The organism is Acaryochloris thomasi RCC1774 (assembly GCF_003231495.1).
GTDB lineage: Bacteria > Cyanobacteriota > Cyanobacteriia > Thermosynechococcales > Thermosynechococcaceae > RCC1774.
In genome coordinates this window covers 1-24,226 of the sequence record NZ_PQWO01000027.1, presented here as the reverse complement: position 1 = coordinate 24,226, position 24,226 = coordinate 1, and the positions used below count along the sequence as shown (strand labels likewise).

The window sequence follows — 24,226 nt, the reverse complement described above, 5'->3', positions numbered from 1 at the left end:
TCTGCAATGCGACGAGAGAGTCACTACCATTCTCGGTGGCTGCTAGCCTTTGTGCGATCGCATCTCCTCCCACATCACTGGATAAGCGGAGCGCTCATCGACAAAATCTGAAAGAGTGGCTCTGGCAAATAGGGAATGTCGATTGCCTCACCCTGGTAACTGACGTGACGGAATGTGTCGGCCTTGAATATCCCGTGAGGAACCTGAATCACAACATCGCGCATCCACATCCCTAAACGATAATCAACGATGTACCCCTTGTGTTCCCCCAGCAGCTCTATCCAGAAGTGAAGCGGAATTTCCTGGCTTTCTACCCGACATGAACCGATGTAAACACTGTGTTCTATCGACTCTCTGGAGAGAACAGTATGGCATAAGCGAGTCATACCATCGCACTCGGTAGATGATGTATCCAGAGGATTGAGCAATGCTTCGATTTTTTTGAGATTTGTCAACGTACACAGCTCACTTCAATTTCCCGACTGTAAAAGCGATCGCTCTCCAACTCGAACCCACCAAGCAGCAGTCCCAGCCATAACCGTCCCCAAGACAACTCTAGGTGCTGCTGCAGTGCGATCGCAGAGTCACTACCTCCCCTGGCCCGCAATCGTTGTGCGATCGCATCCACCCAAGCCGCCACGTTTTCCTCCTCAATCACAGCAAATACCTCTTCCGGCTGCTGCAACTCCAGCTCCTGAAGCAACACCTCTTTCTCCACGATCGCAACCACAGAGTCCCCTTCCTCTTTTGGGAAAGTGCGCCTAGTGACAAGCTCAGGCTCAGCGAACAATTCATCGAGATCAAACACCATCGACTGACGGACCAGCACCTCTAGCTCTCCCAAGTCCAGCACCGGCCCCTCCTCACTGTGAGCCTGCTTCCAATCATTGAGCAGCATATCCGCTCGACGATTGAAGACTTCAGCAATCTGTAGAAAGGCTTCCCCAGCCATCTCTAACTGCCGCTTAGGAGACACCTGAGTCAGCATCAGATCTAACCCTAAGCACAACTGCTCAACGTTAGTCTGCTCAGGGTATTCCTCAGCTACGGCAAGCTGCTGCCAAAGATCGAGTTCTAGCTGAATAACACTCATTAATATTACTCAGGGTGGAGAGGACATGGACGGATCGGGCACTGGTTTGGATTCAACTCCACCGTTGTTTCAAAGCGGTCCAGCACAACATCCTCAAGCTGACCTGAAAAGCCTTTCAGTACCTCCCGCGAATACTGTTTCACTTGCATTCCTGTCCACCCCAGGCAATGCACAGGTTCAACTTTCGCAACCTGCTGTTGCCCGATCCACAGTTCAGCGGCGATCGCATGGAGGGGTGCATCCACCCTCACTCGATACAGATGCAGAATCGCAGCCGGAGTCGCAGGTACAGCCACCGTGATCTCTGGAATGATCTTGCCGGTTGCAATGGCATACTGCTTTTTCTTCTGCTTGTTGTAGCGATCGCGATTCCGGTACCCATGACGACGAACATGACAGACTTGCCCTGCCCAGCAGTCCTTCTCCTTCGCTTCAGTCACCGACAGCTTGGCACACCGCCGACATTTCTCTGCCAGGGGCCGAGCCATTGTCCTAGGCCACCTGCAACGTCTGCGGGACGGGCAAAGTCCACCCCTCAGCTTCATAGAAATCCACTAAGGACTCAATCGCTTCTTGCCCTTGCCGAGCTGCCGCTTCATAGGTGGTGCCATCCGTCACCGGCTGCGTCACCCGCTCAAAGTCCGGCAGAGACACCACAAAGCAAGAATCCTCATCTGACCATTCAATGATCATTCGATACTTAGTCTGCGTCATCGGGTAACTCCTTCAACTGCTGCAGGGCTTGAGAAACCTTTCGTTCCAGATAGCGGGGGGCATCGGCTCCATCCTTACGAGCCACCGTGATCACCTGGGGCAACCGGGGATGCTTCCAGTTATTGTGTGACCCTTTTCCCGACCGGACAATGAAGCCAGCCTCCTTGAGCATAGCCTTGATCTCTCGAATCTTCTTGGGCATCGAATCCTCTCGCTGCTTAGATTTTAGATTCTCAGATCATCTTACCATCTCTTATTCGTCATAGTTTAGTCATAGCTAAGATATTAGCCCAATATTTATTATTGAAATATGCCACTATTATAGAAGGTCCGCGAGGTAACGAGATGGCGATCGCTCCGAAGTCAATTCCCCCAGTAATGGTGGTGGCCATCCCGGTGGCGGAGGAGAGGCCCGAATCGAGGCAACGGCAGGGACGGCCCCGGCAAATTGAGACCCCTGCTGATATCCGCTGGCCGGTGGTGCAGGAGTTTCTGAGAGCGAGCAATCTAGCAGCCAACTCTCGGAAGCTCTATGAGCGTGAATTGAAGCGTTTTTTGGGCTGGACCCACTCTGCTTGGTCTGAGCTGAAGCTCCGGCAGTTGGGGCAGTACAAAGCCTATTTGATGGAGCATGAGGTTAAGCCGGGGAAAACGCTCTCGAAGAGCAGCGTCAATGCGGCTTTGACGGCCCTCAAGTCGTTCTTTCGGTGGTTGAATACGTTTCATCCTGAGCTGTGCCCGGAGAACCCGACTGAGGGGGTCAAATTCGAGCGGTTGCCGGTGCCGATGCCACAGGATATCTCGGCTGAGAATATGGAGAAGGTGTGGGCGGCGGTGGTCCAGCGGGGGCGTACTCAAGTGAGAGATCTGGCATTGCTGCACTTGCTGGCCAGTGGGATGCGATCCGGAGAGGTGGTGGCCACCAATGTCGGATCGTTTGATGGGCGTCTGATCTCGATTCCGATATCGAAGAATAAACAGCCTCGCTTGGTGCCCCTCAGCCCTGCGGGCCAGAAGGCGGTAGCGGAGTATTTAGACTGGCGGCGAGACCAGGGAGAGGAGCTGCAGCCTGACTTTCCTCTGTTTCTCTCTCAGCATCGCGGGTGGGGCGGCCAGCGATTGTCCTACCAGGGGGTCTATCAGATGGTGGAGGCGATTGGGGAGATCTCGGGGGTTCCTGATATTCATCCCCACCGGCTGCGGCACACGGGGGCTTCTGAGATGCTGCGGAAGGGCATGGACCCGGCCCATGCGATGCGGTTGACGGGGCACACGGACGAGAGATCGTTTCGGCGCTACACGATGGGGGCGGAGCAGGAAGCTGCGGTGGAGGCGTATTACCGCTCCATTGAAGAGTCTAAGGAGTTGGTGTATGCAAAGTCTTTAGATAGGAAGCAGCGGAAGCTGCTGGGGGGATTGGTGCAGTTGACAGGAAAGGAACCGTTGGGCCAAGTGGAGTTTGATGATGGGGACATTACTTTCGCAGAGCTTTGGCAGGAGAACATTGAGGCGCTGGAGCAAATGCTTGAGCTGGCCTACGGTATGCCGGAAATGTTTGGTGTGAAGGTTGCTGAAGAAGGACAATCGCCAGATATACAGTCTCAGGAGAGGGAAGAGGTTAATTCTCCTGAGACTGCACTAGTTGATCTGGAGTCTGGGCTTAAGCTACAGATGCCTTTAAGGTATGGGGACACCGCCGTTGAGCATCAGGCCCAGGTGCGCTTCAAGCTCTGGGTCGAAGGCCGTAAAAAATCGAAGGTCCGCAAGGAGATTGAGCGGCAGGTGTTCAGCGATGTTCAAGGCCAGAAGACGAAACCTCGGGGTAATGAGTACTTGCTAACTCTGACCTATCACGAGAAGGATGAAATATCGCAAATTATTGGTGATATGTTCTGGCGGATGGAGATGATCGCAGAGCTGGATAATTGCAAAGTGAATTGTGAGTGGGAGATGGTGGATCAAGTACTGGAGCTGGCCTCTACTGAGGAACCGCTAGACTGTCCAAAAATTACGGCTGTAGAAGATTCTTTAGATGCAGTCCATGTAACCAGCGTCTATCAATTGAAAATTACGCTTTTGGGAGTCCAGCCTAAGGTCTGGCGGCGGCTTCAAGTGTCAGAGGTCATGACGCTGGCCCAACTTCATCCAGTGGTACAAGCTGCGATGGGGTGGGAGGGCTACCATCTTCACAAGTTCTCGGTCAATGAGGACGAGGAGGATGAGACTCTTACCTTAGCGGAGTTAATTGGGAATGAGTTGTTTTCATTCTCCTACCTATACAACCTTGGTGATATGTGGCAGCACGAAATCGAGGTAGAAAAAAGGCTAGCAAGTGAGCCTGAGAAAACCTATCCAGTGTGTCTGGCCGGAAAGCAGGCTTGTCCACCGGAAGACTGTGGCGGGGACTGGGGGTATGCCCATTTGTTGAAGGTGCTGAAAAATCCCCGACATAGTGATCACAGGGAACGGAAAGAATGGGTTGGGAGCGAGTTTGACCCGAAAGCCTTTGACCTACAAGAGGTGAATCAAGCCCTAAGGGAGCTTGAGTATTCGTAAGGATTATGTGCTCACCCTTTCCGATAGCGACAAGAGCAAGATCCCTATGACCTTCGCTGACATACTCTGGCAGATTGAGGCGATCTCGGAGTTGGATGAGTGTTCGGCGAGGTGGAATGAGAAGTACTACAGAACCTGCAGTAGACCGATGGGATCAAGTAACAACAAGATAAATTGCTTCATTTAGATTCAGGATATCTTGACAAAATTGATAATAACGTTATTATCCTGGCAGGATTTATATAGTTTTAGAATTACATTGAGGTGCCTGAATGGCTACTGCCACACGAGAGAAGCCTCGTGCTCCCAGACGAAAGAAGTTTACTCCACCTACCAAAAAGATCGTCATTGCCTTTCTCAGTCAGAAGGGAGGTGTAGGAAAGACAACAACAGCTGCACATGCTAGGGACTGGTTTGAACAGTTTGGTTCCGTAGGATTTGTAGATGCAGATGCCCAGAGAAGCAGTTCGAGATGGCTCTCTGCTATTAGCGCAGACATTCAGTGCTCTGTTATGGGTGATGCAAGAACACTTCTTAGAGAACTTCCGAATGTCAAACAGCAGTACGATTACGTGATCGTTGATGCTCCAGGCAGCATGGAGGAAGTCTCAAGAGCCATCTTGAGCCGATGCGATATCGTAGTTATCCCCTGCCAAACTTCCCAGCTTGACTTGGATAGCAATGATGACACTATCGAGATGGTTGAAGTTGCTCAAGACATCCGGGGTGGATTGCCAAAAGCAGTCATGTTTTTCAATCGGGCGCAAGAGGGCACTATCCTCCTACGCGAAGCCCTTGAAGCAACAGATGAAGACAATAAGGTAAGACAGCATGTGTTTCCACTTGATACAGTCATCTATCATCGGACGTGCATCATGGACGTTCCGGGGCAAAGAACTACTGCACTGAGAGAATCCCAACGTTTAGAGAAAAGCCGTAAGAAAAGAGGCGTGAAGAAAGTCAAAAAACTCACGTCGATTGAAATCGCTCGTAATGAGTACTGTCAGCTTTTTGAAGAGATTACGGAGATCATCAATGGCTAAGCGTCGTTCGTTAACGTTGCAAAGAGAAAAACATACGGAGGAAGCCTTAGAAAATTTTGTCCTCAACGATGGCTTTCTAAATCGTGACGGGCTACCGGCATGGAGCCAGTCCCCTACTCTTGAAATAGAATTAGAGAAAATTCTTCTACCTGATTTCCAACTCAGGCTCTACTATGACCGCATCAAAATTGAACAAATTAAGGCAACAATTCAAGCAGTAGGGATAAAAGAACCACTGCTTTTAAGACCAACAAGTGAAGCCTCAGACCATTTTGAGTTGATTGCTGGCTCGCAAAGACGATTAGCGGCAGCAGAACTAGGGCTTACTACTGTCCCTGTAAAAGTTGATGAAGTAGATGACTTTACAGCCCTAAAGATAGCAATTATCGAAAATGAAGCCCGTTCAGACATCAATCCTTTCGAACGTACTCGCGGAATTATTCAGTTACTGTCCGTCGGTTTAGACAAGGACACCGATGAAGTCGCTCATGCCCTCACTTCATTATTTAATGCAGAGAATCGAGGTGGTGACAATAACGTTATTATCACTGCCAAGCAGAGAGAATTCATCATCTCAGTATTTGAGGAGTTGGGATTGAACTGGAAGTCATTCGTAGCAAACAAGCTTCAGCTTATCAACCTACCAAATGATGTAATTGCTTTTCTGGAGGCAGGAAAGCTGTCGTACACCAAAGCGATCCGTATCGCCAGAGTTAAAAATGAGGCAGAACGTAAGGCTCTGCTCAAAAGTGCAGTTGATGAAAAGCTTACGGTCAAAGAGATTCAGAATCTAATCATCACCTCCACAAAAAACAACGCCAACAATAACAGTGTAGTGCTGCGCGATCGTGCACGATCTATTCTCAAGAAGGCAACTAGCCCAAAATTGCTGAAGGACAAGAGAATAAGAAGGAAAGTAGAATCGCTAACAAACCAACTAGAATCACTAATTCTTGAATCAGAATCTAGTGCTTAGGCTGATCTCCGAACCGAAAATCGTCTATGGCTTACCCCATCTCAGCAACTCGGCTAAAGCTATACAAAAGCTGCCCCCAGTCCTACTACTTCCGCTATGAACGAGGATTGAAGGAACAGTCTGTCTTTGGTTCTCCTGCACTGGGTAAAGCTGTTCACGCAGCACTCAAAGATATCTACGAGCAGTGGAACTATGCATACCCCATCCCCAACCTAGAGTGGTTCTCACAGTGTTGGCAATCGCACACTGTTGACCTGGGCAAATCAAGTAAACGACGGCTGGCGGATGCTGCAGGAGTACTACGAGAGATACGTAGAGCCAATGCCGATGATGAGAAAACCCCTTGGAGTAGAGCAGTCAATCAAGGGGTCTTTTCGAGTTGGCTACTACGAGTTTGTCATTCGGGGCCAATACGATCGTCTGGATTATGTCGATGATGGATTAGAGCTGATTGATTATAACCTACATTCCGCAGGTAGTACACTTTTCTAGGAGCCATACTAGAGAAGGGTTACAGGGCCTATCAAGAATCGGCTCTGTTCCATCAATCCAGGTTGCATCACCTGAAAAAACAGATCACAGACTCTCTAGAAGCCAGATTGGAAAAGCAATACAGGTTAATCGGCCACCTGTATCTCAACGCTCTGAGGGAGGTATTCTTGAATTTCGGGATAAAGCTCAAAGCCTTTACTGGAAAAGGCTTACAAGAATTCACTAACCTGCGGAATGTAGGTTATAAGACCACAAAATTGGTTAGCCCACCGGATGCTGTAGATATTCAGTTGGGCCTCTACGATTTACTTCTCAAACAGGCTTATCAGCAGGCTCTCCACAAGCTCAGTCTCATCTACCTACGGACGGGTGAGAAAGTCACCTATGAAGTCACTCCAGAGCACCGAAAAGAGTCAAAGCGACTCATCGAAAAACTAGCGGTTAGTCTACAGAAAGAGGATGAATGGCGACCGAAGAAAGGAGAACAGTGCGATCGCTGTAGTTATCAGCGCTATTGCTCTGTAACAGCAGAAGTGCCGGAGCCGATACCCGATACCGCCAGAAAGCCAAAGGGAATGCAGTTGTTGCTGCCATTTTGAGGTGAATCATAATGAATACAAACACACAGAATCGGCAAGCTGCGAAAGTAGCTCTCCGCAATGCTCTCTGTAGGCGGCTATAAGGTCTGAGATAAGCAACTTAACAAGTATTGAATTTTGGTCATTATTTACCTGCCATAGTAAATTACTAAAATACCCAAGTACAAGCGTGTTGGCAGTTTGATATGCGATGGTAATTTCCCCAGCATTAATAAATCAATATAAGATAGCTAGAAGAATTTACGTTTAGCCCAGCAGACCTTATGGCCACCTACTGGACTTCTTTGCTGAGGAATACCGAAGTCAACATCACTGCTGCCGAGGTTACGCGAATATGCAACCCTATGAACCCATCATATTAGGAATTCAATTGTAATGAATTATACTTTTCCCATAGCTTTTGGCCTAGCTCTAGGCATGACAGCTATCGTAATTCAGCCATCCCACGCAGTTTCCCTTAACTTCGATGTTGACAATTTTACAGGAAATTTAGCTGGTGAAGACCTATCAGGTTCATTCGAGTTTGATGACTCTGGCCTAACTGGTACGGGTAACGAGTTTGCACCCGTCTCTAGCCTAAGCCTAGAGTTTTTCAACACCGTATTTACAGAAGCAGATGCTGTGTCAGGTCCAGAAGTTGTTTTTTCTGACAATAAATTTCTGGGGCTAAGTTATGTAGGAGAACAAACAAGTCCAACGGATCTAATCTTCCTTTCCTTTGCGCCAGGTCCATCCAGTATTGATGGATCACAGTTCACTTACAGCACACTCAGTGTAGGTGACGGAACTGGAGATGTTCGTTATTCAGAAGTTCCTGAACCCAACGGCGTTCTGGGTTCAACAGCGGTTCTGGGACTGATGTTGCTGCTGCGTAAAAAGCTAAGGCAGTAGCTGAGGCCATCGCTCAAGTCTCGTTCTAACGGATTTGCTGTATTACTACAACTTCGGCATGTAAATCTCAGGGTTCTGCTGCAGGGATTGGATCTGGAGATGGTAGGTCGAGATCTTTGCCACTGCTAGCTTTCAGTTATGCTTGTTGACCGCCCGTTCAAACATCGTCAGTACCCACCCTGCATTATTCTGTGGGCAGTGCGCTGGTATCTTTGCTATCGACTGAGTTGTCGGGATGTTGCTGAAATGCTAGCTGAGCGTGGCGTTGAAGTAGACCATACCACTATCTATCAGTGGGTTCAGCGATATGGACCTGAACTCGATGAGCGCTGCCGTCCACACTTCCGGCCAACCAACGACTCATGGAGAATCGATGAGACATACATCGATATTCAAGAGCAGTTCTATTATCTCTGGAGAGCCATCGACTCGTCGGGCTTCATGCTCGACTTCTTGCTGACAGCTAAGCGAGACACAAAAGCTGCCAAACGGTTTCTGAGTAAGGTCTTGCAGAGAGAACATGTAGAGCAGATGCCCAGAGTCATCAATACGGATAAATACGCCGTCTATCCAGGTGTAATTGAGGATCTTCAGGAGTCAGGTGAGTTACCCGAAGAAACGGAACATCTGCCCGTGAAGTACCTCCATAATATATTGGAACAAGATCACAGATTTATAAAACTCAAAGTGAAGGCAGGGCTTGAATTTCAAAACTTCTGGAGTGCCAAGCTAACGATTCGGGGATATGAGACGATGAATGCGATTCGCAAGGGTCAGATTGTCGGTATTGAGAAAGAATGTCTTCTTTCTCAGAATCACTTCATTTCAGAGATCTTTGGGATTGCTGTCTAAAAATCAGGGTTAGGCTCCCATTCTTGCGCCCTGGAACGTTAACGCAACAGAACCCTTAGTAGTAGTAAAATATTTTTCTTCTGATTAAAACGGTAGCCCCTTTATGGAAACGTCTCAACAGCGGCTAGTTGTGCAGGTTGCTCGCTTTTTTCCAGAGGGGGTGTTCTATAAGCGGACGGCTGAGAAAGTCATTGCTTTGACCATTGATGATCTGCCGACGCCAAATGAGATTGATGATGCTTCATCTCGGATGATTTTGGATGCGATCGCAACCCACAATCAAAGTATTAAAAATTCGAGCGATCATGTGCACGCAACTTTTTTCATTATCAGCGGTCACTTAAGCAACCGAGACACTCTTTTAAATGACATCGTTGGACAGGGACATGAGATTGGGAATCATGGAACAGCAGACGAGACAGCTGCGATGCTGGAGTCTGAATCGTTCAATACGCAGTTCAAAGCAGCCCATCGACGAATCACTCAGCAAATTACAGCGACACCTCATCCGCCACTGCGATGGTATCGCCCAGGGCGAGGACTGTACAAAAAAGCGATGCTGAGCACTCTACAGCAGATGCCGGACTATGTGCCCCGGTTTGCCCTCGCTTCAATGCTTCCGGTAGATACTTTCAAACCCACTCACGATGCTGCTTTTACAGCCTGGTACGTTAGCCAGCACTTCTTTCCAGGTTCAATTTTAGTCCTGCATGGTGGTTCGCTTGAGCGCTGTCAGCAAACAGCTAAAGCCTTGCCATCAATCCTTTCTGAACTCCATCAGCAAGGTTATAAGGTTGTAACGCTTAGCGAGTTATGGGACAAAGAACGTTGGACGCAAGAACGCTAGCTGTATCAGCCAGATTTGGCTAAGGCGCTATTTTGAATCAGCCTCTAGAATTAGACATCTAGATGTAAGAAGTTGATCTAGTGGCCAGAGCGGCAGTTGGGCGCTCTCTTCCGGCGCTTAGTCTAGACAAGAGATATTGCTGAAGGAGATCGCATCGCAAAAGTATCCTTGCAATCCATTGTGTTCTGAAGTTCTTGCTTCGCATACGGTGTATCGCTATCGCCCCTCCCGTTGCGTCTGGTTGACCAGAGAACGTACCGGCCATCTTGCCGAAAAGAGCGACGGGTACCTAGCAACGAACGGTCTTGATCTATAGCTTCGTTTCGTTACAGCGTCATGGGAGCTACGGGTTCAATGTCAGGATTAACGCCACCAACCTGAATGGTTTGAAGTATCCACACTTCTCCTCCCCTTTTTAGAAAGGCTTCGGTTACTTTATCGCTGGCCAAACGCGGCAGCAGCGTTCGCCAGGTAACTAAGCCGCGAATTAGATTTTGGACAGGATGATCTCCTAACGTGCTGCCCAATACGTTTGCGCTTTTTTCCCAGTCGGCGCGGGCTGTTCCCCACGGGAGCAGGATCTGCTTAAAGTCTTCGGTAAATTGCTCTAACCGATCAAGCCTGCGAGCCTGGTCGGGCTGCTGCTGCTTCCACTGCTCGATATTTGGATGGGTACGAATCGATTCAGAGATATAGCGCAGCGCAGCATATAAAGCTTGATTGGCATCTTGGGCGCAATTGTTGGCTGGCCCGACGAAGGTCGCGCCAGTGCCGTCGCCAATCCGATAGCGAGCCGCCATAATTTCGAGTTCATACATCACGCAATCTAAGGGCGATCGCTGCCATCCTTCGCCACGATAGTCGCTGACAAACTCGTCTAGCTTGATTAAAGTATCAGCCACCGGGCGCAGTCCCAAAAAGCCAAAGGCGCGATCGCCCATATAGCGAGACCAGTGCAGGCTACCGGCAGTTAACCCCTCAGAATTTTGAGTATAAATTTGGTGATAAACGATCTCAAATCTCAGCTCGCCAGTTAACGGTTCGCGAACGACCTCAGCCGTACCGTAGACAAAATGCCCAAAATAAAGCGGTGTTTTGGCGGCAGGTTCAGTTTTGTTGCCACCGATACCGCCGTATACATGAATCAATAAGGCCCGCTGGCCTTCAGCCCAGGTTGTTCCTTGGGTCTGAACTGAAAATGCTGGCTTTAGCAAAGCAGAACGCGCGGTTCCTTTGTTATCTTCTATGTGCCTCCAGGCCTTTTTCTTAACGTACTCTCGAGCGGCTTTCTTGCCAGTCAAGACCCGATCCGGTTTGGCCTGTAGCAGCTTGCGCGGCGCTATTGCCTGAACGACAAACAGTCCTGAGTCGTCCTGCGCACCATAGATGTACCACCCTAATTCATTTAAAGGCGAATTCTCGAGACCTCTACGGGTGGAAGGCTTCGTATCGTTGTAGTTCACAGGGGTCTGAGGAACCTTTACCGTCTCTTTAAGACCGTCAAATTGCCCTGTGGCTCGGTTGAAATGAATCACTCTGAAACCATCATTTTCCGGCTCTGGTGGATTTGCGACTGGCCCGATGAATTGCACTAGCCCGTAGTAGCGTCCGGTGATTTGTACTGGCTCACGCTGGATCACGAGAATCGGTGATAGGGCGCTTTTCCCTTCTCGCTCAGCACCATGCTGCTGAACTGTCACTGACCGTGGCAACATCACCGTTACATCGTCGACCGGATGAGCACCTGCGAGCGATTCTAAAGGGTTAACCAAGCGCCAGTGGTTAAGCCGAGTCGGATGAATGTTACCGTCCCTGACGCTGGCTTCGGCTTGGGGGCTGAAGTGTATGTCTTTGTTCACGGCGTGGACATATGAGCGCGTTTCGGGTTCGTCATCTAGCTGTAGCGTCACGATTTTGCTGACTAGATGCTGAAACCGATCAGGCGCATGATGCACTTCAAACAGAACGCCGTGGGGCTGCCGCCGTTCTGGAGCCGGTAAGATTAACCGTCCCATCCAGGGTGCGATCTCTCGGTAATATTCCGACGGCAGTGACTGGTGAATCGGATAAGATTCTGCTCGATTAGCTGCGATCGCCCGGTATCGCTCATAGTCGCTCAGCTTAGGCTCCGGTATTGAGTGGCCTTTACGCTGACTCTCAGAATCTTCTAGCAAAATGGCCGTCACTAGATCAACTGTTTGCTGCAAATGGGTGCGACCATCCGGCAATTTCTGATCGGGGTCCATAATGCCTCCAGGGACCTGATGTCCAACGGGGCCAAGTGAAATGAGACTTACTTTTCCTAATCGCTTCGCCCGATTCCAGTAAGACAGAGAATAGATAGCCCAGCGTTTTGGAAACATGACCGGCCCGATGCGCTCAACTGCATCTTTCTCACCCGATAGGTGATAGAGGTGTTCGAGTTCAAGAATATTGATGTTGCCGCTCATCACTCCGCCTAGCGAAATCACGTCAATGGGCGCTTTCAATACACCCTGCAGGAGTGAAGCCGTTGCGATCGCCATTTGTCCACCGCCGCTGAAGCCAATCAAGGTAATGGGAAGGCCACTATCGGGACGGTAGCCCCGCTGTAGCAAGGTCTGACAAACCACTTTTGCGATTCCCCGATTGTAGATTGGCCCATAACGCTTGTCGGCAGAAACTGCGACAATCCAGGCGTTGCGAATATTGACGAAGTAACTGAACAGGCTTGAAGGATGGTTGATTCTAAACGCGTTAATCCAGCGCCAAACAAATGATAAGGGACGATTTATGGTGAGCGGACGGTTCCGCACTGAATAGGACATGATGCCCTTGATTAGAACCACATCCTCTGACAAAACAGACTCCAGCGCATCGAAAAAGTCTTCAACATCGGGCGTATGTTCAAACTCCGATTGGTTGATGCCGTCCAGAAAAACGATATAGCGGGCAGCCGTTCTTTGAGTTTGGGCAGCATGAGTCTCGGCAGACTGGGCAGAGGTCAGGAACTGTGTCTCTGAGAGAACACCTGAGAGCGCTTTCGTATCGGCGGAGACATCGGACACATCGCCCCAACCTGCCCACCAGCGCAGCGCTTCTAAAGGCGATAGGAGTGCGGTGGTCACAACAGCAGTCACGGCAATCCAGCCTAAGTCGAACGCGAGTCCAAAGATGTTAGTCAGGCTATTATGCCAAGCAAACCACCAATGCCGGATCGGAGACAAGAGAATCGCTGCAGTGAGGGTACTCACAGCGAGAGCTAGAAGGCCAATCGAAACGCTGATAATATTGCGTAAGCTGTAGCGGTCAGAAGATGGTTTTCGTTTGAGCTTTACCACTTTTGCTGACGTGGGTTTCGCTGTTGAAAATAGTTGAAACTCTTGAAAGAAATCTTTGAGCTTTTGGGTGTCAGTAATGAGTTCGACACCTGCTGCTTTAGAAGCAATCCAATAACCTAAGCGAACAATCGGTTGCCCTAGTGTACGCTGCAGCACCCAAAGCGTTACCCAGCCCAAAGCTACGGTGCCGAAAGACTGCCATAGGCTAGCACCGCTAATCGCCGCGAAGCCTACGACCATTGCTAATAATTGCCACAGTGATAAGGCTGCCAGAATGGGTTCACCAAAATAGGGCATGGCCCCAAACGCACTAAACACAAGCGGCGCATAGCTAAAGCCCAAGGTGCGCGCCAGATCGCTGAAAGTCGCTTTAACGGTGAATGGAGCAAAGCTAATTAGCCAGGTGCTGCATACGAGAAACAGGTAGCCGAACACAAACAATATGGCGCTGATGAGCAAGCTGAAAAAGAGGCGGACTGGCTTGACGCGGTTGGCAAACAGAATCACGCTGTGTGCAATCGCCTGCGAAAGCCCTGCTGAAAGAACCACAATCAGCACAATGATCGATCCTTTCGGCATCGTTTCAAGCTGTCTAAAAGCATCAACATTGAATGCCAGCACCCAGCCCAGCAGCTCCCAAAATCGCCCCAGGGCAGTTTCGTTCATTAACTTTAGCGTCCTGTTTCTAGTTTTCTGTAAAACCTGAAGGCCTGCACCTCAACTCAAACTGATTCGTTTGGTTAGAGGCCGATCGCAAAGCCAAAAGCATTGCGATCGTCTAAATATAGTCAAACAAAACGCTGATACCGACCCAAACGCTCATTGATACACCGTTCTAAACAGCGATAGACGATGACCATACCAAAAGAAGTGCAACAGTCACTAGATAGCGATCTCATCAGCTTTGAGTAGCGATACAAAGGTAACGGAAAGGTTTCAGGGCGGGAGCTGCTAATCGATGGAATCGTCTGCTGTTTCGACAACTTCAATAGTCTCTGTGCAGTTAGCGTTGATTCTGGCTTGGCTCGAGAGGTCTTGAATGATCGCTTGTGAGGGAGCGCGGGGAGAGGTTCAGGGTATCCTGAGCTTGAACCTCTCCCCGCGCTTTTACACCCTCCGTCGCCAAAACAGCAAAAATCACAGCAATCGCAACTTCAGCAGTGGGTGCGATCTCATAAGACCGGTCGAAGACTATTGCAACTGCCGTAACTCAGCAGACAGTCTATGTCGTAGCGCCGAGGTCAGTGGTGTAGTCATAGACACCGGCTATAGCGGCGATTAAGCTATGAACGGGCTACCCAGTATCAAGCCCGTCTACCGGCTGAAATAGACATCAATACCATCTGAAACCATTGACGCGACAAAACTATGAGACAAAACCAACTATTAGTAAGCCGCTTTGAAGTCCTGAAAACTTTAGGCAGTGGTGGGTTTGGAGATGTTTTCTTAGCAAAAGATATCCATTGGCCTCAAAAACGCATCTGCGTTGTGAAGCAGCTTAAACCCATCGACGATAATCCAGCAGTCTATCAGATAGTCAAAGAGCGCTTCCTTCGAGAGGCCGTTTTACTAGAAGAGTTGGGCAATGGTCATCCTCAAATTCCATGTCTGTATGCCTATTTCGAAGATCAGGGTCAGTTTTATCTTGTTCAGGAATTTATTGAAGGCGATACTCTAGCTGAGCTTGTCAAAGTTGAAGGATACCTCTCGGAAGAGCGAGTCGAGACAATTCTGCTGAAGGTGCTTGACGTTCTGGACTACATTCAGCAGAAGCGAATTATTCATCGAGATATTAAACCTGACAACATCATTATTCGCCGTACGGATCAGATGCCGGTTTTGATCGACTTTGGTGCGGTCAGAGAGTCAATGGGCACAGTCATGAACAGTACGGAAAATGCTAAAAGCTCGATTGTGATTGGTACGCCTGGGTACATGCCTCCGGAGCAGGCTACTGGGCGTCCGGTTTACGCTAGTGATCTTTATGCGTTGGGACTGACTGCAGTTCACGCGCTGCGAGGCAAGGCACCTCAGGAGCTAGATACAGATCCGATGACGGGTGAAATTATCTGGAAGCAAGGTTTTGTTCTAACAAATCCGATTTTAGCGAGTGTTATTGATAGGGCGATTCAGTCCCACGCCAGTCAGCGGTTTATGACGGCGACCCTGATGAAGACGGCCTTGCAATCGTCTCCAGATTTTCCCGAAACTGAAGTGGTTCAGGTCCGCGTTCCTCAGGTTCCCGCAACCGAAGTTGATACGGGGGTGGGGAGTGTTCAGGGAGCTGGGGGTAAAACTTTGGGTCAGCAGAAGCCCTCGGGATCGCAAAAAATGCTATGGGGCGGATTGGTGGGGGGCGTGGTTGCAATTGCTTCCACCGCATTCTATCTCCAGCAGCAAGCTGCACACCAGAAGCAGATCTCAAATATTCCTGCAGAGGAACCTGCCGTTCTAGAGCCGGTTGCGACAGAAACACGTGACTCCCAAAATTCTCAGGACGAACTTCTGGAAACGGAGCCTCAGCAGGATCTCGAAGAGGAGCGCCGTCAAGCGGAAGCTCGTAGACAGGAAGAACTTGAAAGACAACGGCAGCTTGAAGCCTCTCGTACCGAGCCGCCTCAGGTGTGGCGATCTGAAAGTAATCTCACTCGACTGGTGAACCTCAAGCAAATTTGCTTGGGAAATGAAGTCATTAATACAGCCCAAACGGTGTTTGGCTATGAGAACACGCCGCTGACAGGCGCGCTCTCTTTCCCGAGGCCGAAAACAGGCGGATGCAAAGGTGGCGATACGCTCCAAGGAAGCTTTAACCTCAATGGCAGTGCAGGTCGTTGTAGTGGGACGATTACCGTCACATGGCAAAGTAACGAGGATGCCTTTATTGCCTGGGATATTGGCAATGTCGGCCCCAGTTGTCCCGCAACAACCAACTACTGGGAAATCAACACCTACCCAGTGGCGCTTTAGTTGCGACCGCTTCACTGAACAACTCTAAAAGTTGTTGGATGAGTGACTGCACGAAGAAGATTATTTGGGACGGGTTTGGGAAACGTGCAGTACTTATGGAGTCAGCATCATCAAGCTGCGTACTTTGAGAGTGGTAGATTTCATTTGATCTACTCCGAACAATAGGGTTGTTATCAATTTAAGATAGTGTCGACCGCTCATCCGTCATCAGCTTAGGCTCTGGAAATGTATTCAGTTATGATGCAAATGCTCTCGCTCCTCTGTGGATTGCTGCTTGTTGGGCAAACGGCCTGTGTGCGAACGACAACGGAGGGGCAACAGTCGTCGCAGCAGGTTCAGAGAAAGAGTGCGGTTCAGGCGAGGCCAGCTCAAGAAGACACAAAAACATTGCGAGACATTTTGGAACAGGACGACCTTCTCGCTCAGATGCAAGCTTGGAACGGTAAGGCTCTGTTTATCAAGGTTGATGACGCTCAAGATCCACCTCGGTTTCAGTCCTTTAGTTTTCGCGCTCAGTACGAAGATACAAACCAAAATCAAAAACAGGATATTGAGGATGAGGGATTTTTCAATCCGGCTTCTACTGTTAAGGTTGCAATCTCAGCTTTAGTTCTGGAGCTACTCAAGCAGAAAAAGATCGGCAAAGCAGCAGAGTATCGGGTTGCAGGGACATCACCCTGGTTCTCAATTGAGGACGATCTTGAGAGAATGCTGGTTATTTCTGACAATGATGCAGCCAACCGCCTGATTTTACTATTGGGATTTGAGTCTCTTAACGAAACTATGAGAGCCAAAGGTCTCGAACAGTACGCGGTTACCCGTCTGATGCTTGATCAGGGGACACTCATTGACTCCCCCGCTATGGAGATTCGATATCAAGGCAGACTTAGCCAAATTCCAAAACAAACCGTGACAGATCAATTTGACTGCTATGAAGTAGGCGAAAAAAGCGGAAATTGCGCTAGCGCTCATGACCTAGCCGGGATTTTGATGCGATTGGTTTTTCCTCAAGCATTTCCTCCTGAGCAGCGCTTCGACCTGCGGCTCGAAGATCGTGAATGGATGCAACAGGTGATGTCTAAAACCCCCCAGGAATCAGGGCTGAGCTTTGAAAATACTTTCTGTCGCTTCTTGGATCCTTTGGGCAAGAAGTTAGCCAGCCAATCCGGCAGACTGCTGAGCAAGTGCGGAATTGGCTTGTTCTCCCATACATTCTCAGACACCAGCTTTCTCAAAACAGACCAAGGCCAGAAGTATTTTATTGTTTTTTCTGTTACGCCGCCTAGAAGCATCAATAAAACTGAGATCATCCACTGGCTTAACCAAACGAGTCAATCTATTGTGATGCAGTTAAATGCAATGGTTCAAACTCGGGCAACACAGCTCTAAATCATAGTGTGCCTTTGGCTCAAGAAGTCTGCAATCGATAGCGTGCCCATGCACCACGTACAGTCCGCCCTGGAACGAGAGGTTGCAATCGACATCGGTTGGGGACGGTTACGAGATCTGCAGACCGGCGAGTACAAGAACAGCCTCTACTATGATGCGCTGCCCTTGGTGGAACAACTCGCCCGATAGCACCCAAAATTACGATTGAAGCCTATCGGAACCCACGAGAAAATCTTGGTTTGCGATGGCCGAAGGCCGGTCGGAGACCATCGCACTTTTGCCACGATTGGAACCCACAACTTCCTGACATCGGATGATGGCTCTCAGGAACGAGAGGTGAGCCTACGGACCACTGACCAGAATATGATCTATCAACTGCTGCAGAACTATGAGGGAGCACCTGCAATCTCGCCAGTAAAAGCACCGCTTCTGAAATTAAAGAACAGCCTCACCGAACTATCCGCGTAGTGATTTCACCACTGTTCTGTCATCGATAATTTGTAATGATTGATACCTGATGATTTTCTGCAGTTGAGACATCCATGCAAGAACAAGAACAGTACGCCGTTCCCGCCGCTCGCAATGTCGAAGGTATCCAGAAGTCCTACAAGAGCGACGCCCAACGGATGCGGGCCAAGAATGCTCAAGCTAGACTCGCTGCCAAGCACAGAGCTGAGCGAGATCAAAAACAACGGGATGCGATCGCACAGATTCCGGCAGAGCACCGGATCTAGAATAGCTTACGTGGACTGAGTATAACTAAACTCTCGACCGATATTATGAGCGTCGGATAAAACGGCTCAATTTAGTTGTTTGGGTCAACTTCCAGGCGCAAAAGCTGACCCGAGTTAGCATCAGTTAGCACATATAGATACCCATCTGGCCCCTGGCGGATATCACGCACCCGCTGGCCGATAGTGATTTGGGACTCCGCTGTCACGCTCCCTGATTCATCTAGTTCGAGCCGTCGAATGCTACGGGAGACAAGTCCGCCAGCGAACAAATTGCCGCGCCACTGCGGAATCTGATCTCCCGTATAAATGGCTAACCCCGAGGGCGCAATGGAAGGGGTCCATACGCGCTTTGGATCTACCATCTCAGGGCCAGTGGTTGCCGGGGCAACGGCGCGATTACTAGTGTACTCCTGACTGAATGAAACAACGGGCCAGCCATAGTTTTTGCCGGATTGCACCCAGTTCAGTTCATCGCCGCCGCGTGAGCCATGTTCGGTCGCCCAAACTCTTTTCCGCATTGGATCATAGGTCAGCCCCTGAATATTGCGATGGCCATAACTCCAGACGGCAGGCGCGGCCCCCTCGGTGGATACATAGGGATTATCCGCTGGAATAGTGCCATCATCTTTGATGCGAATGACTTTACCAAGGTGGCTAGCGCGGTTTTGGGCTTGTTTACGGATTAGATCACCATCAAGTTTGACGGGCGGATTGCCACCATCACCAATAGAAATCAATAGGGTCTCGTCCGGCAGCCAAGTCAGACGCGAACCAAAGTGTTGACCACCACGCTTGGTTTGGGCAACCTCGAATATCACTTGCCAGCCATCAAGCTGCTGACCGTCAAACTGAGCGCGGGCGACGCGGGTCCGATTGGCGTCGCGGGTGCCGTGGGAGTAGGTGAAATAGACCCAGCGATTGTCGGCAAAGCGGGGATGGATGGCAATATCCATCAGCCCACCCTGTTGAGTCGCAAATAATTGTTGCGCGGTAATGGTGGAAACGGCTGTCACGCCTTTGATCGGTTCGGGGGCGAGTTTGCCATTTTTTACGAGGCGTAGCCGACCCGGACGCTCAGTGATTAATATTTGATCATCCGGCAACCACGCCATACCCCAAGGATGTTCCAGACCAGTAACGATCGGCACGAGTTTGACCGCAGCAATCGGCAGCTGATCAGCTTGGGGACTCAGGCGATCACTGGGAACAGGAATAGCTGGAGCGCAGCCCATAATTGCACAAATTCCGGAAAGCAGGCCAGCAACCGTAGCAATGGAGCGAGTTCGCATGGACTATAGCCGAAATAAGGGTTCATCTTTGACCAATTGCTCCGAGTGTAACAAGTATGGGGAACTGAAGGGGTGCTGACACCAGGCGCAACGATGGCTAGACACCCGGCAGTGAAAGGCTTCTATGGCTCAATATTTCTTCGTGAATTTTAGGCCTTACGTGATGATTTGAGTTTTGCTCGAACGTATTTGCGTCGTTATAGGCTTCAAAAAGTGCTTGATTGCGCCTGGTGTCAGCAACCCTTCAAGTACCTCGCTTTGGTGAGCGGGTGAAGGATCAAGAAGATCTGAGAAATACAAGAAAGCGATCAGTGAAGGGAAAACTCTACACGAGCTGGGTGAGGAGGATTTAGCTTACCCGTTTGAAGCACTATTGAAGCGAATTGGAGGCCATTTAGCATGAGTGATGCGTTAGAAAGGCAGCGAGAAAAGCGTCAACAGAAAAAAGCAGTCCCTGCTCGTGACACATCACTGATGGGCCAGAGGCCAATTGAGGCTGAAGAAGCACCAGTACCCTCTGTTAAGGCACTGCCAGAGAAAAATACCGAACTAGGGCCACGGCGGTACATTGCTTTTTCCGAAGACATTGATGAGGAGGTACAGAAACAATGTGGAAAGATGGGACTTCCAGTTTATATCGAGGCATTGTACGAACTCGTGAGGGAAGCTGGGCAACTAGAAGAAGCTAAGGCGAGAGCAGACCGTATCAAGGAAGAACGCAAGCAATCAGCTCACTTACAAAGACTTCGCACTCAACTAGAAAACCTCGGAGGTTAGCCGTGAAACCTCACGACCATTGATGTAACTACCTCGTGCCCACCGATGCAAAACGAGAACTACAGCAAGCACTCAACAGGCATCTATGACCTACGGTCAGGGGAATTAGCAAGGGGTGATCTTTAGGGTGCGTTCTTGCACCCTAAAGATCACCCCCAGCAAACCCATGCCCACCGACCGCCACCAATACCCCGAGCGATCTCACACCGATCTCTTCTCGTCATCAGCCTTCCCTAGATAAACTGCACGATGTTTGCCGCCTTCCCACCAACGAAGGTATTTGTAGGGACCGCAGCCATTAACCATCCGCTTCTCGATATGGCCCTCTTGATCGAGAGGCTTACCATGCTCATCTCGATCGACTTCTTTACCCCGCTCGCACTCCATCGCTGCAAGCCCTGAGATCAGAGATCGCAACTCGGCATCAGAGAGCAACGCAGCACTCTTGAGCAACTGAGGCACAGTCGGCTTTCGGGGACGGGGGTTTCGCGGCACTAATTTAGGGTACAAAACAGATCACAACTGTACCCTAAGCTTTACGCAAAAAACACCAGTTGAGATCGCTCAGATGTACACAATAGATGACTTGTCGCATTTTAGGGTACATGATAATCTAGTACTTGTACCCTAAAATAACTTACAAATCACTCAAATCCATTACTGAAGTGAGTTTCAAGTGCGACTACTGACGGTCAGAGTATTATTGTTTAGGGTACAAGCACTGTCAGATTCTTCCTATCTGGAGCAAAGGAGGTAAGGCTCATGCCTACCATTACAGGAACGGTAGAAGTACAACGAAGCGACAGCAGCGAGTGCATCTGCTGCGATGGTCAGCATGTTTTCAATACATCACTCGTCTTGGATGACTACCCCTCGTTTTCTCCAGGGCATATCAAAGGGTCTTTGTTCGACTGGGTAGATTCCAGTCTCGATCTAAAGCTATTGGAGGGCAGACGGATCAAAATCTCGGCAGAAGTCCTACCATCAGAGCAATCGCATCGCCCATCAGCAACTAAAAATGAGACAAATGAGTCCGTAGAAAGGGTCTAATGGTGGATATCGAGGAACGCTTACGGAAACTTCTGACTCTATCTGAACAGGGCGCACCGGGAGAAGCTGAAAACGCTCAAAGGTTGCTCGAAAAGCTACTAAACAAATACGATCTCGCACTTGATCAGATTGAAAGAGAGGCTTCTGTTGACTGTACTCTAACCTTTAGAAACAGACATGAACGGGATCTAACCATTGATGTCGCTTGGTACGTTCTGAAAGCCGGAAACCATAAGTACGATAAATCTAAGAAAAACAAGTACCGATTCATTGGCATTACTCCAGCTCAAGCTGTGGAGATGGAGTTTCTATACGATCACCACCGGAAAGAACTAGCTAAGGTTCTGGAAGCTGCGGCGACGGCCTACTCAGTTCGCAACCTACCCTCACCTTCTTTCGATGGAGAGAAAGAACAACCTGTCGATGAACTCAGTGATACGGAAAAGATCGCCTTAGAATTCTACAAGGCAATGCCCAGGAGTAGTCCAAACCGTCAGCTATCTGAAGCAGGATCAGCCCATGCCCACTGAACGCTACCGATACCCTGACAACTGGGAAGAGATCGCAACCTCGATCAAAGAGGAGGCAGGTTGGGTATGCGAGAATTGCGGTAAGGTCTGCCGCAGGACAGGAGAGAGCCTGCAGGACTATATTAAGCGTAGCCAGTATCCTGCAGTAGAAGTACTGCTGCACCGCCAGCGCTATACCCTCGATGGCGCTCACCTCGACCAGAATCCAGACAATAGCGATCGCAGTAATCTCAGAGCACTCTGCCGGGTCTGCCATCTGAACTACGATCGCAAATGGATCGGCATGAACATGATGCGGAGGCTAGAGAGAGCGGGGCAGATGAGAATACCTAACTGCATCTAGGAAGGATGAGAACGATACTCTGCATCAGTCGATATTAAAGCTAAGTTCACTATGTCCTCTCCCAGAAAGCGTGAACAACTTGCCCAACAGATAGACACCGAGGTCTACCAAACCGTTGCCGATGAAAAGGGTGACGAGGAACTACTCTCATCCATATATAAACACATGGAACCCTTCAAAGAAGCTAGTTAGCGACTAGAAAGTCTGGGCTAAGACTTCCTCCGTTTTACATTTCACTCATTGGTCTTAAACCACTCAAAAAGATAAAAGTGTGCGCCCGTCGGATCTTCCATGCAGGCAAAAAAGCCAGTCTCAGGTATCTCCGTTTTTGGCATGACAGTCTTGCCGCCCAAAGACGCTACCTTCTCTGACCAGACATCCACAGAACTCACGGAGAAGTAGCTCATCCATACAGGCGGCATATGCGGTACGTTAGGAGGCCGCTTCAAGATACCGCCGATCATCTCATCAGCCACTTGTTCACCGGAAGCTTTAAAGCTTATGTACTCGCCGCCATTCATGGGCATAGGATCTGTAAACTTCCAGCCCACTAGTTCAGCATAGAAAGGCAGGAGGGGATCAGGATCATCAACAATTAGCTCCATCCAGCAGATTTCACCCGGTCCATTGCCGATCATATTCAGGTTGCCCTCATCCGTCGCGGGGGTAAAAACATGAAATGCCGTTCCAGCCGGATCAGTCAGTACTGCAGTTCGACCGATGGTAGGGATATCAAAAGCCGGAACACAGACTTTTCCGCCGAGCGACTCCGCCTGCTGACAAGCCTCATCCACGTTCTCTACCGTGATATAGGCAATCCAATGACTTGGTCCGGGAAATTCCTCTTCCAGCTCAACTGGGTTCGCAAATCCCCCTTTACTGGCCGTGTAGATGATGGAATCATCATGCCCTGGAATTTCTATTTCACTGAGCTTCCAATCGAACAGTTTTTGATAGAACGCATTTGCCTTCTCGACATCCTTCGTCATTAAACTCCACCAGCAAAAAGTGCCGATCTGATCTGTCAAACTCATGGAATTCTCCTTTCCTGTAACGGTTTAACTGAGAATAATTTCTACCGGAAATCATCAAAAAAGATATGGCAACACAATATAGTACATAAATACTATCATATGCGATGTCAACCGAATGGGGAGAGTGATCAAAACCGGGGGAAACGCTGATATTTCGTGAATAGAACAGCCCTAGTCAAACATAGATGTTAGCTGATACCCAAAACCTCCAGAACTCTTGCTGTGCAGAAAGATCCTTTGGTATGAGAACTACCTACTGAGGAAAGTGTTTTGGGAGGTGCAAGTCCTTATCTAACAAGCTTTCCCCCAGCTTTGATCACTCTCCTATACCTTGACGCCAGTTTCAGCATCCATCCAAACGGAGTTCTGCCCCTGCCAGAGAATCGGATGCTCGGGTTGCTCCTGACGTTCAATCATCAGCGACATCTGAGTGCCAGCGGTATAAAACTCAAGGTTAAGTGTCCACTCTGGCAACTGATGACCGGCCTCATCACGAGCGATAAGCTGCAGATGACAGTCATCTATCGTTGCGCTTTCGCTAAGCAGACGACCCGCGTAATGTAGGGCCGGGAAAGTGAGCTGGGCAGCCTGAATCGAAAGCTTGGTAGTCCGCCAGATGTAAGGATAGAGGTAGCTCAATCGTTCATGCTCAACAATGTCACCCCTAATCTGTCCTAGCTGCGGGTCTCAAAAGGTCGTCAAAAACGGTCGCATCCATAACGGCAAGCAA

At 49.4% G+C, this 24,226-nt stretch carries 30 protein-coding genes; 20 read left to right on the top strand and 10 right to left on the bottom strand.

The features are described from left to right. Positions 1–74: 74 nt before the first annotated feature. The 5 genes from C1752_RS24345 to C1752_RS24325 all read right to left on the bottom strand — a co-directional run bounded on the left by C1752_RS24345 (position 75) and on the right by C1752_RS24325 (position 2,009). Positions 75–386, bottom strand: coding sequence for a hypothetical protein (locus C1752_RS24345; RefSeq protein ID WP_233501866.1), 312 nt, complete (start codon positions 384–386; stop codon positions 75–77). A gap of 65 nt (positions 387–451) precedes the next feature. Continuing rightward, positions 452–1,093 (bottom strand): hypothetical protein, encoded by a 642-nt coding sequence (locus C1752_RS24340; RefSeq protein ID WP_110988652.1) that lies wholly within the window; start codon positions 1,091–1,093, stop codon positions 452–454. Between the two features lie 5 nt (positions 1,094–1,098). Beyond that, the gene (locus C1752_RS24335; protein ID WP_110988651.1) at positions 1,099–1,581 is read right to left on the bottom strand and encodes a hypothetical protein; all 483 of its coding nucleotides are present in this window, start codon (positions 1,579–1,581) and stop codon (positions 1,099–1,101) included. A 4-nt stretch (positions 1,582–1,585) separates the two neighbouring features. Continuing rightward, a complete protein-coding gene (locus C1752_RS24330; protein ID WP_110988650.1) occupies positions 1,586–1,807 on the bottom strand; it encodes a type II toxin-antitoxin system HicB family antitoxin in 222 nt (73 codons plus the stop codon). Beyond that, a complete protein-coding gene (locus C1752_RS24325) occupies positions 1,794–2,009 on the bottom strand; it encodes a type II toxin-antitoxin system HicA family toxin (RefSeq protein WP_110988649.1) in 216 nt (71 codons plus the stop codon). The genes C1752_RS24330 and C1752_RS24325 overlap by 14 nt, the downstream gene beginning before the upstream one ends. A 143-nt stretch (positions 2,010–2,152) precedes the next feature. On the opposite strand from C1752_RS24325, the gene C1752_RS24320 reads away from it, so the two are divergent. The 8 genes from C1752_RS24320 to C1752_RS24285 all read left to right on the top strand — a co-directional run bounded on the left by C1752_RS24320 (position 2,153) and on the right by C1752_RS24285 (position 10,063). Further along, complete coding sequence (locus tag C1752_RS24320) at positions 2,153–4,363, top strand: IS1096 element passenger TnpR family protein (protein ID WP_110988648.1); 2,211 nt, start codon at positions 2,153–2,155, stop codon at positions 4,361–4,363. Positions 4,364–4,635: 272 nt separating this feature from the next. Next, a complete protein-coding gene (locus C1752_RS24315; RefSeq protein WP_110988647.1) occupies positions 4,636–5,406 on the top strand; it encodes an AAA family ATPase in 771 nt (256 codons plus the stop codon). Beyond that, positions 5,399–6,382, top strand: coding sequence for a ParB/RepB/Spo0J family partition protein (locus tag C1752_RS24310; protein WP_158535183.1), 984 nt, complete (start codon positions 5,399–5,401; stop codon positions 6,380–6,382). Before C1752_RS24315 ends, C1752_RS24310 begins: the two co-directional genes overlap by 8 nt. A gap of 26 nt (positions 6,383–6,408) precedes the next feature. Continuing rightward, positions 6,409–6,819, top strand: coding sequence for a PD-(D/E)XK nuclease family protein (locus C1752_RS24305; protein WP_233501865.1), 411 nt, complete (start codon positions 6,409–6,411; stop codon positions 6,817–6,819). Between the two features lie 117 nt (positions 6,820–6,936). Beyond that, complete coding sequence (locus C1752_RS24300; RefSeq protein ID WP_158535182.1) at positions 6,937–7,473, top strand: PD-(D/E)XK nuclease family protein; 537 nt, start codon at positions 6,937–6,939, stop codon at positions 7,471–7,473. A 375-nt stretch (positions 7,474–7,848) separates the two neighbouring features. Next, positions 7,849–8,364, top strand: a complete 516-nt coding sequence (locus C1752_RS24295; RefSeq protein WP_110988644.1) for a PEP-CTERM sorting domain-containing protein — start codon at positions 7,849–7,851, stop codon at positions 8,362–8,364. Positions 8,365–8,502: 138 nt separating this feature from the next. After that, entirely contained in the window at positions 8,503–9,216 is a 714-nt protein-coding gene (locus C1752_RS24290; RefSeq protein WP_110988643.1) for an IS6 family transposase, read from the top strand. A 103-nt stretch (positions 9,217–9,319) separates the two neighbouring features. After that, the gene (locus tag C1752_RS24285; protein WP_110988642.1) at positions 9,320–10,063 is read left to right on the top strand and encodes a polysaccharide deacetylase family protein; all 744 of its coding nucleotides are present in this window, start codon (positions 9,320–9,322) and stop codon (positions 10,061–10,063) included. 326 nt (positions 10,064–10,389) lie between these two features. On the opposite strand, the gene C1752_RS24280 is transcribed toward C1752_RS24285, so the two are convergent. Next, positions 10,390–14,049 carry a Yip1 family protein gene (locus C1752_RS24280; RefSeq protein WP_110988641.1) on the bottom strand — a complete coding sequence of 1,220 codons (3,660 nt, stop codon included), beginning with the start codon at positions 14,047–14,049 and terminating at the stop codon, positions 10,390–10,392. Positions 14,050–14,422: 373 nt separating this feature from the next. Here C1752_RS24280 and C1752_RS28140 point away from each other — a divergent pair, with 373 nt between their 5' ends. From C1752_RS28140 to C1752_RS24260, 6 genes are all read left to right on the top strand, one after another. Then, a complete protein-coding gene (locus C1752_RS28140; RefSeq protein ID WP_146242417.1) occupies positions 14,423–14,665 on the top strand; it encodes a hypothetical protein in 243 nt (80 codons plus the stop codon). Positions 14,666–14,751: 86 nt separating this feature from the next. After that, entirely contained in the window at positions 14,752–16,350 is a 1,599-nt protein-coding gene (locus tag C1752_RS24275; protein ID WP_110988640.1) for a protein kinase domain-containing protein, read from the top strand. Positions 16,351–16,575: 225 nt separating this feature from the next. Beyond that, positions 16,576–17,739, top strand: a complete 1,164-nt coding sequence (locus C1752_RS24270) for a serine hydrolase (protein ID WP_110988639.1) — start codon at positions 16,576–16,578, stop codon at positions 17,737–17,739. Positions 17,740–17,787: 48 nt separating this feature from the next. Then, positions 17,788–17,928, top strand: coding sequence for a hypothetical protein (locus tag C1752_RS28615; protein WP_158535181.1), 141 nt, complete (start codon positions 17,788–17,790; stop codon positions 17,926–17,928). A gap of 15 nt (positions 17,929–17,943) precedes the next feature. Further along, positions 17,944–18,207: a phospholipase D-like domain-containing protein gene (locus tag C1752_RS24265; protein WP_110988638.1), complete on the top strand. Its 264-nt coding sequence runs from the start codon at positions 17,944–17,946 to the stop codon at positions 18,205–18,207. Between the two features lie 74 nt (positions 18,208–18,281). Further along, positions 18,282–18,473: a hypothetical protein gene (locus C1752_RS24260; RefSeq protein ID WP_110988637.1), complete on the top strand. Its 192-nt coding sequence runs from the start codon at positions 18,282–18,284 to the stop codon at positions 18,471–18,473. 71 nt (positions 18,474–18,544) lie between these two features. On the opposite strand, the gene C1752_RS24255 is transcribed toward C1752_RS24260, so the two are convergent. After that, positions 18,545–19,762 (bottom strand): PQQ-dependent sugar dehydrogenase, encoded by a 1,218-nt coding sequence (locus tag C1752_RS24255; protein WP_110988636.1) that lies wholly within the window; start codon positions 19,760–19,762, stop codon positions 18,545–18,547. 399 nt (positions 19,763–20,161) lie between these two features. Here C1752_RS24255 and C1752_RS24250 point away from each other — a divergent pair, with 399 nt between their 5' ends. Beyond that, positions 20,162–20,539 (top strand): hypothetical protein, encoded by a 378-nt coding sequence (locus C1752_RS24250; RefSeq protein ID WP_110988635.1) that lies wholly within the window; start codon positions 20,162–20,164, stop codon positions 20,537–20,539. 201 nt (positions 20,540–20,740) lie between these two features. On the opposite strand, the gene C1752_RS24245 is transcribed toward C1752_RS24250, so the two are convergent. Then, positions 20,741–21,034: a DUF6788 family protein gene (locus tag C1752_RS24245; protein WP_158535180.1), complete on the bottom strand. Its 294-nt coding sequence runs from the start codon at positions 21,032–21,034 to the stop codon at positions 20,741–20,743. A gap of 267 nt (positions 21,035–21,301) precedes the next feature. Here C1752_RS24245 and C1752_RS28610 point away from each other — a divergent pair, with 267 nt between their 5' ends. The 4 genes from C1752_RS28610 to C1752_RS29490 are packed head-to-tail and all read left to right on the top strand — an operon-like array spanning position 21,302 to position 22,654. Continuing rightward, positions 21,302–21,589, top strand: coding sequence for a hypothetical protein (locus tag C1752_RS28610; protein ID WP_158535179.1), 288 nt, complete (start codon positions 21,302–21,304; stop codon positions 21,587–21,589). Positions 21,590–21,591: 2 nt separating this feature from the next. Further along, positions 21,592–22,119, top strand: a complete 528-nt coding sequence (locus C1752_RS24240) for a DUF2786 domain-containing protein (protein WP_158535178.1) — start codon at positions 21,592–21,594, stop codon at positions 22,117–22,119. Next, positions 22,109–22,462 (top strand): HNH endonuclease, encoded by a 354-nt coding sequence (locus C1752_RS24235; RefSeq protein WP_110988632.1) that lies wholly within the window; start codon positions 22,109–22,111, stop codon positions 22,460–22,462. The genes C1752_RS24240 and C1752_RS24235 overlap by 11 nt, the downstream gene beginning before the upstream one ends. A gap of 51 nt (positions 22,463–22,513) precedes the next feature. Continuing rightward, positions 22,514–22,654, top strand: coding sequence for a hypothetical protein (locus tag C1752_RS29490; protein WP_233501863.1), 141 nt, complete (start codon positions 22,514–22,516; stop codon positions 22,652–22,654). Positions 22,655–22,695: 41 nt separating this feature from the next. Here the strand turns inward: C1752_RS29490 and C1752_RS24230 are convergent, their stop codons facing one another. Beyond that, positions 22,696–23,496 (bottom strand): VOC family protein, encoded by an 801-nt coding sequence (locus C1752_RS24230; protein WP_110988631.1) that lies wholly within the window; start codon positions 23,494–23,496, stop codon positions 22,696–22,698. Between the two features lie 324 nt (positions 23,497–23,820). Next, a complete protein-coding gene (locus tag C1752_RS24225) occupies positions 23,821–24,135 on the bottom strand; it encodes a DUF8659 family protein (RefSeq protein WP_110988630.1) in 315 nt (104 codons plus the stop codon). Between the two features lie 16 nt (positions 24,136–24,151). On the opposite strand from C1752_RS24225, the gene C1752_RS30575 reads away from it, so the two are divergent. Beyond that, the coding region (locus tag C1752_RS30575) for an IS1/IS1595 family N-terminal zinc-binding domain-containing protein (RefSeq protein WP_417281540.1) at positions 24,152–24,226 on the top strand (75 nt) is incomplete at its 3' end.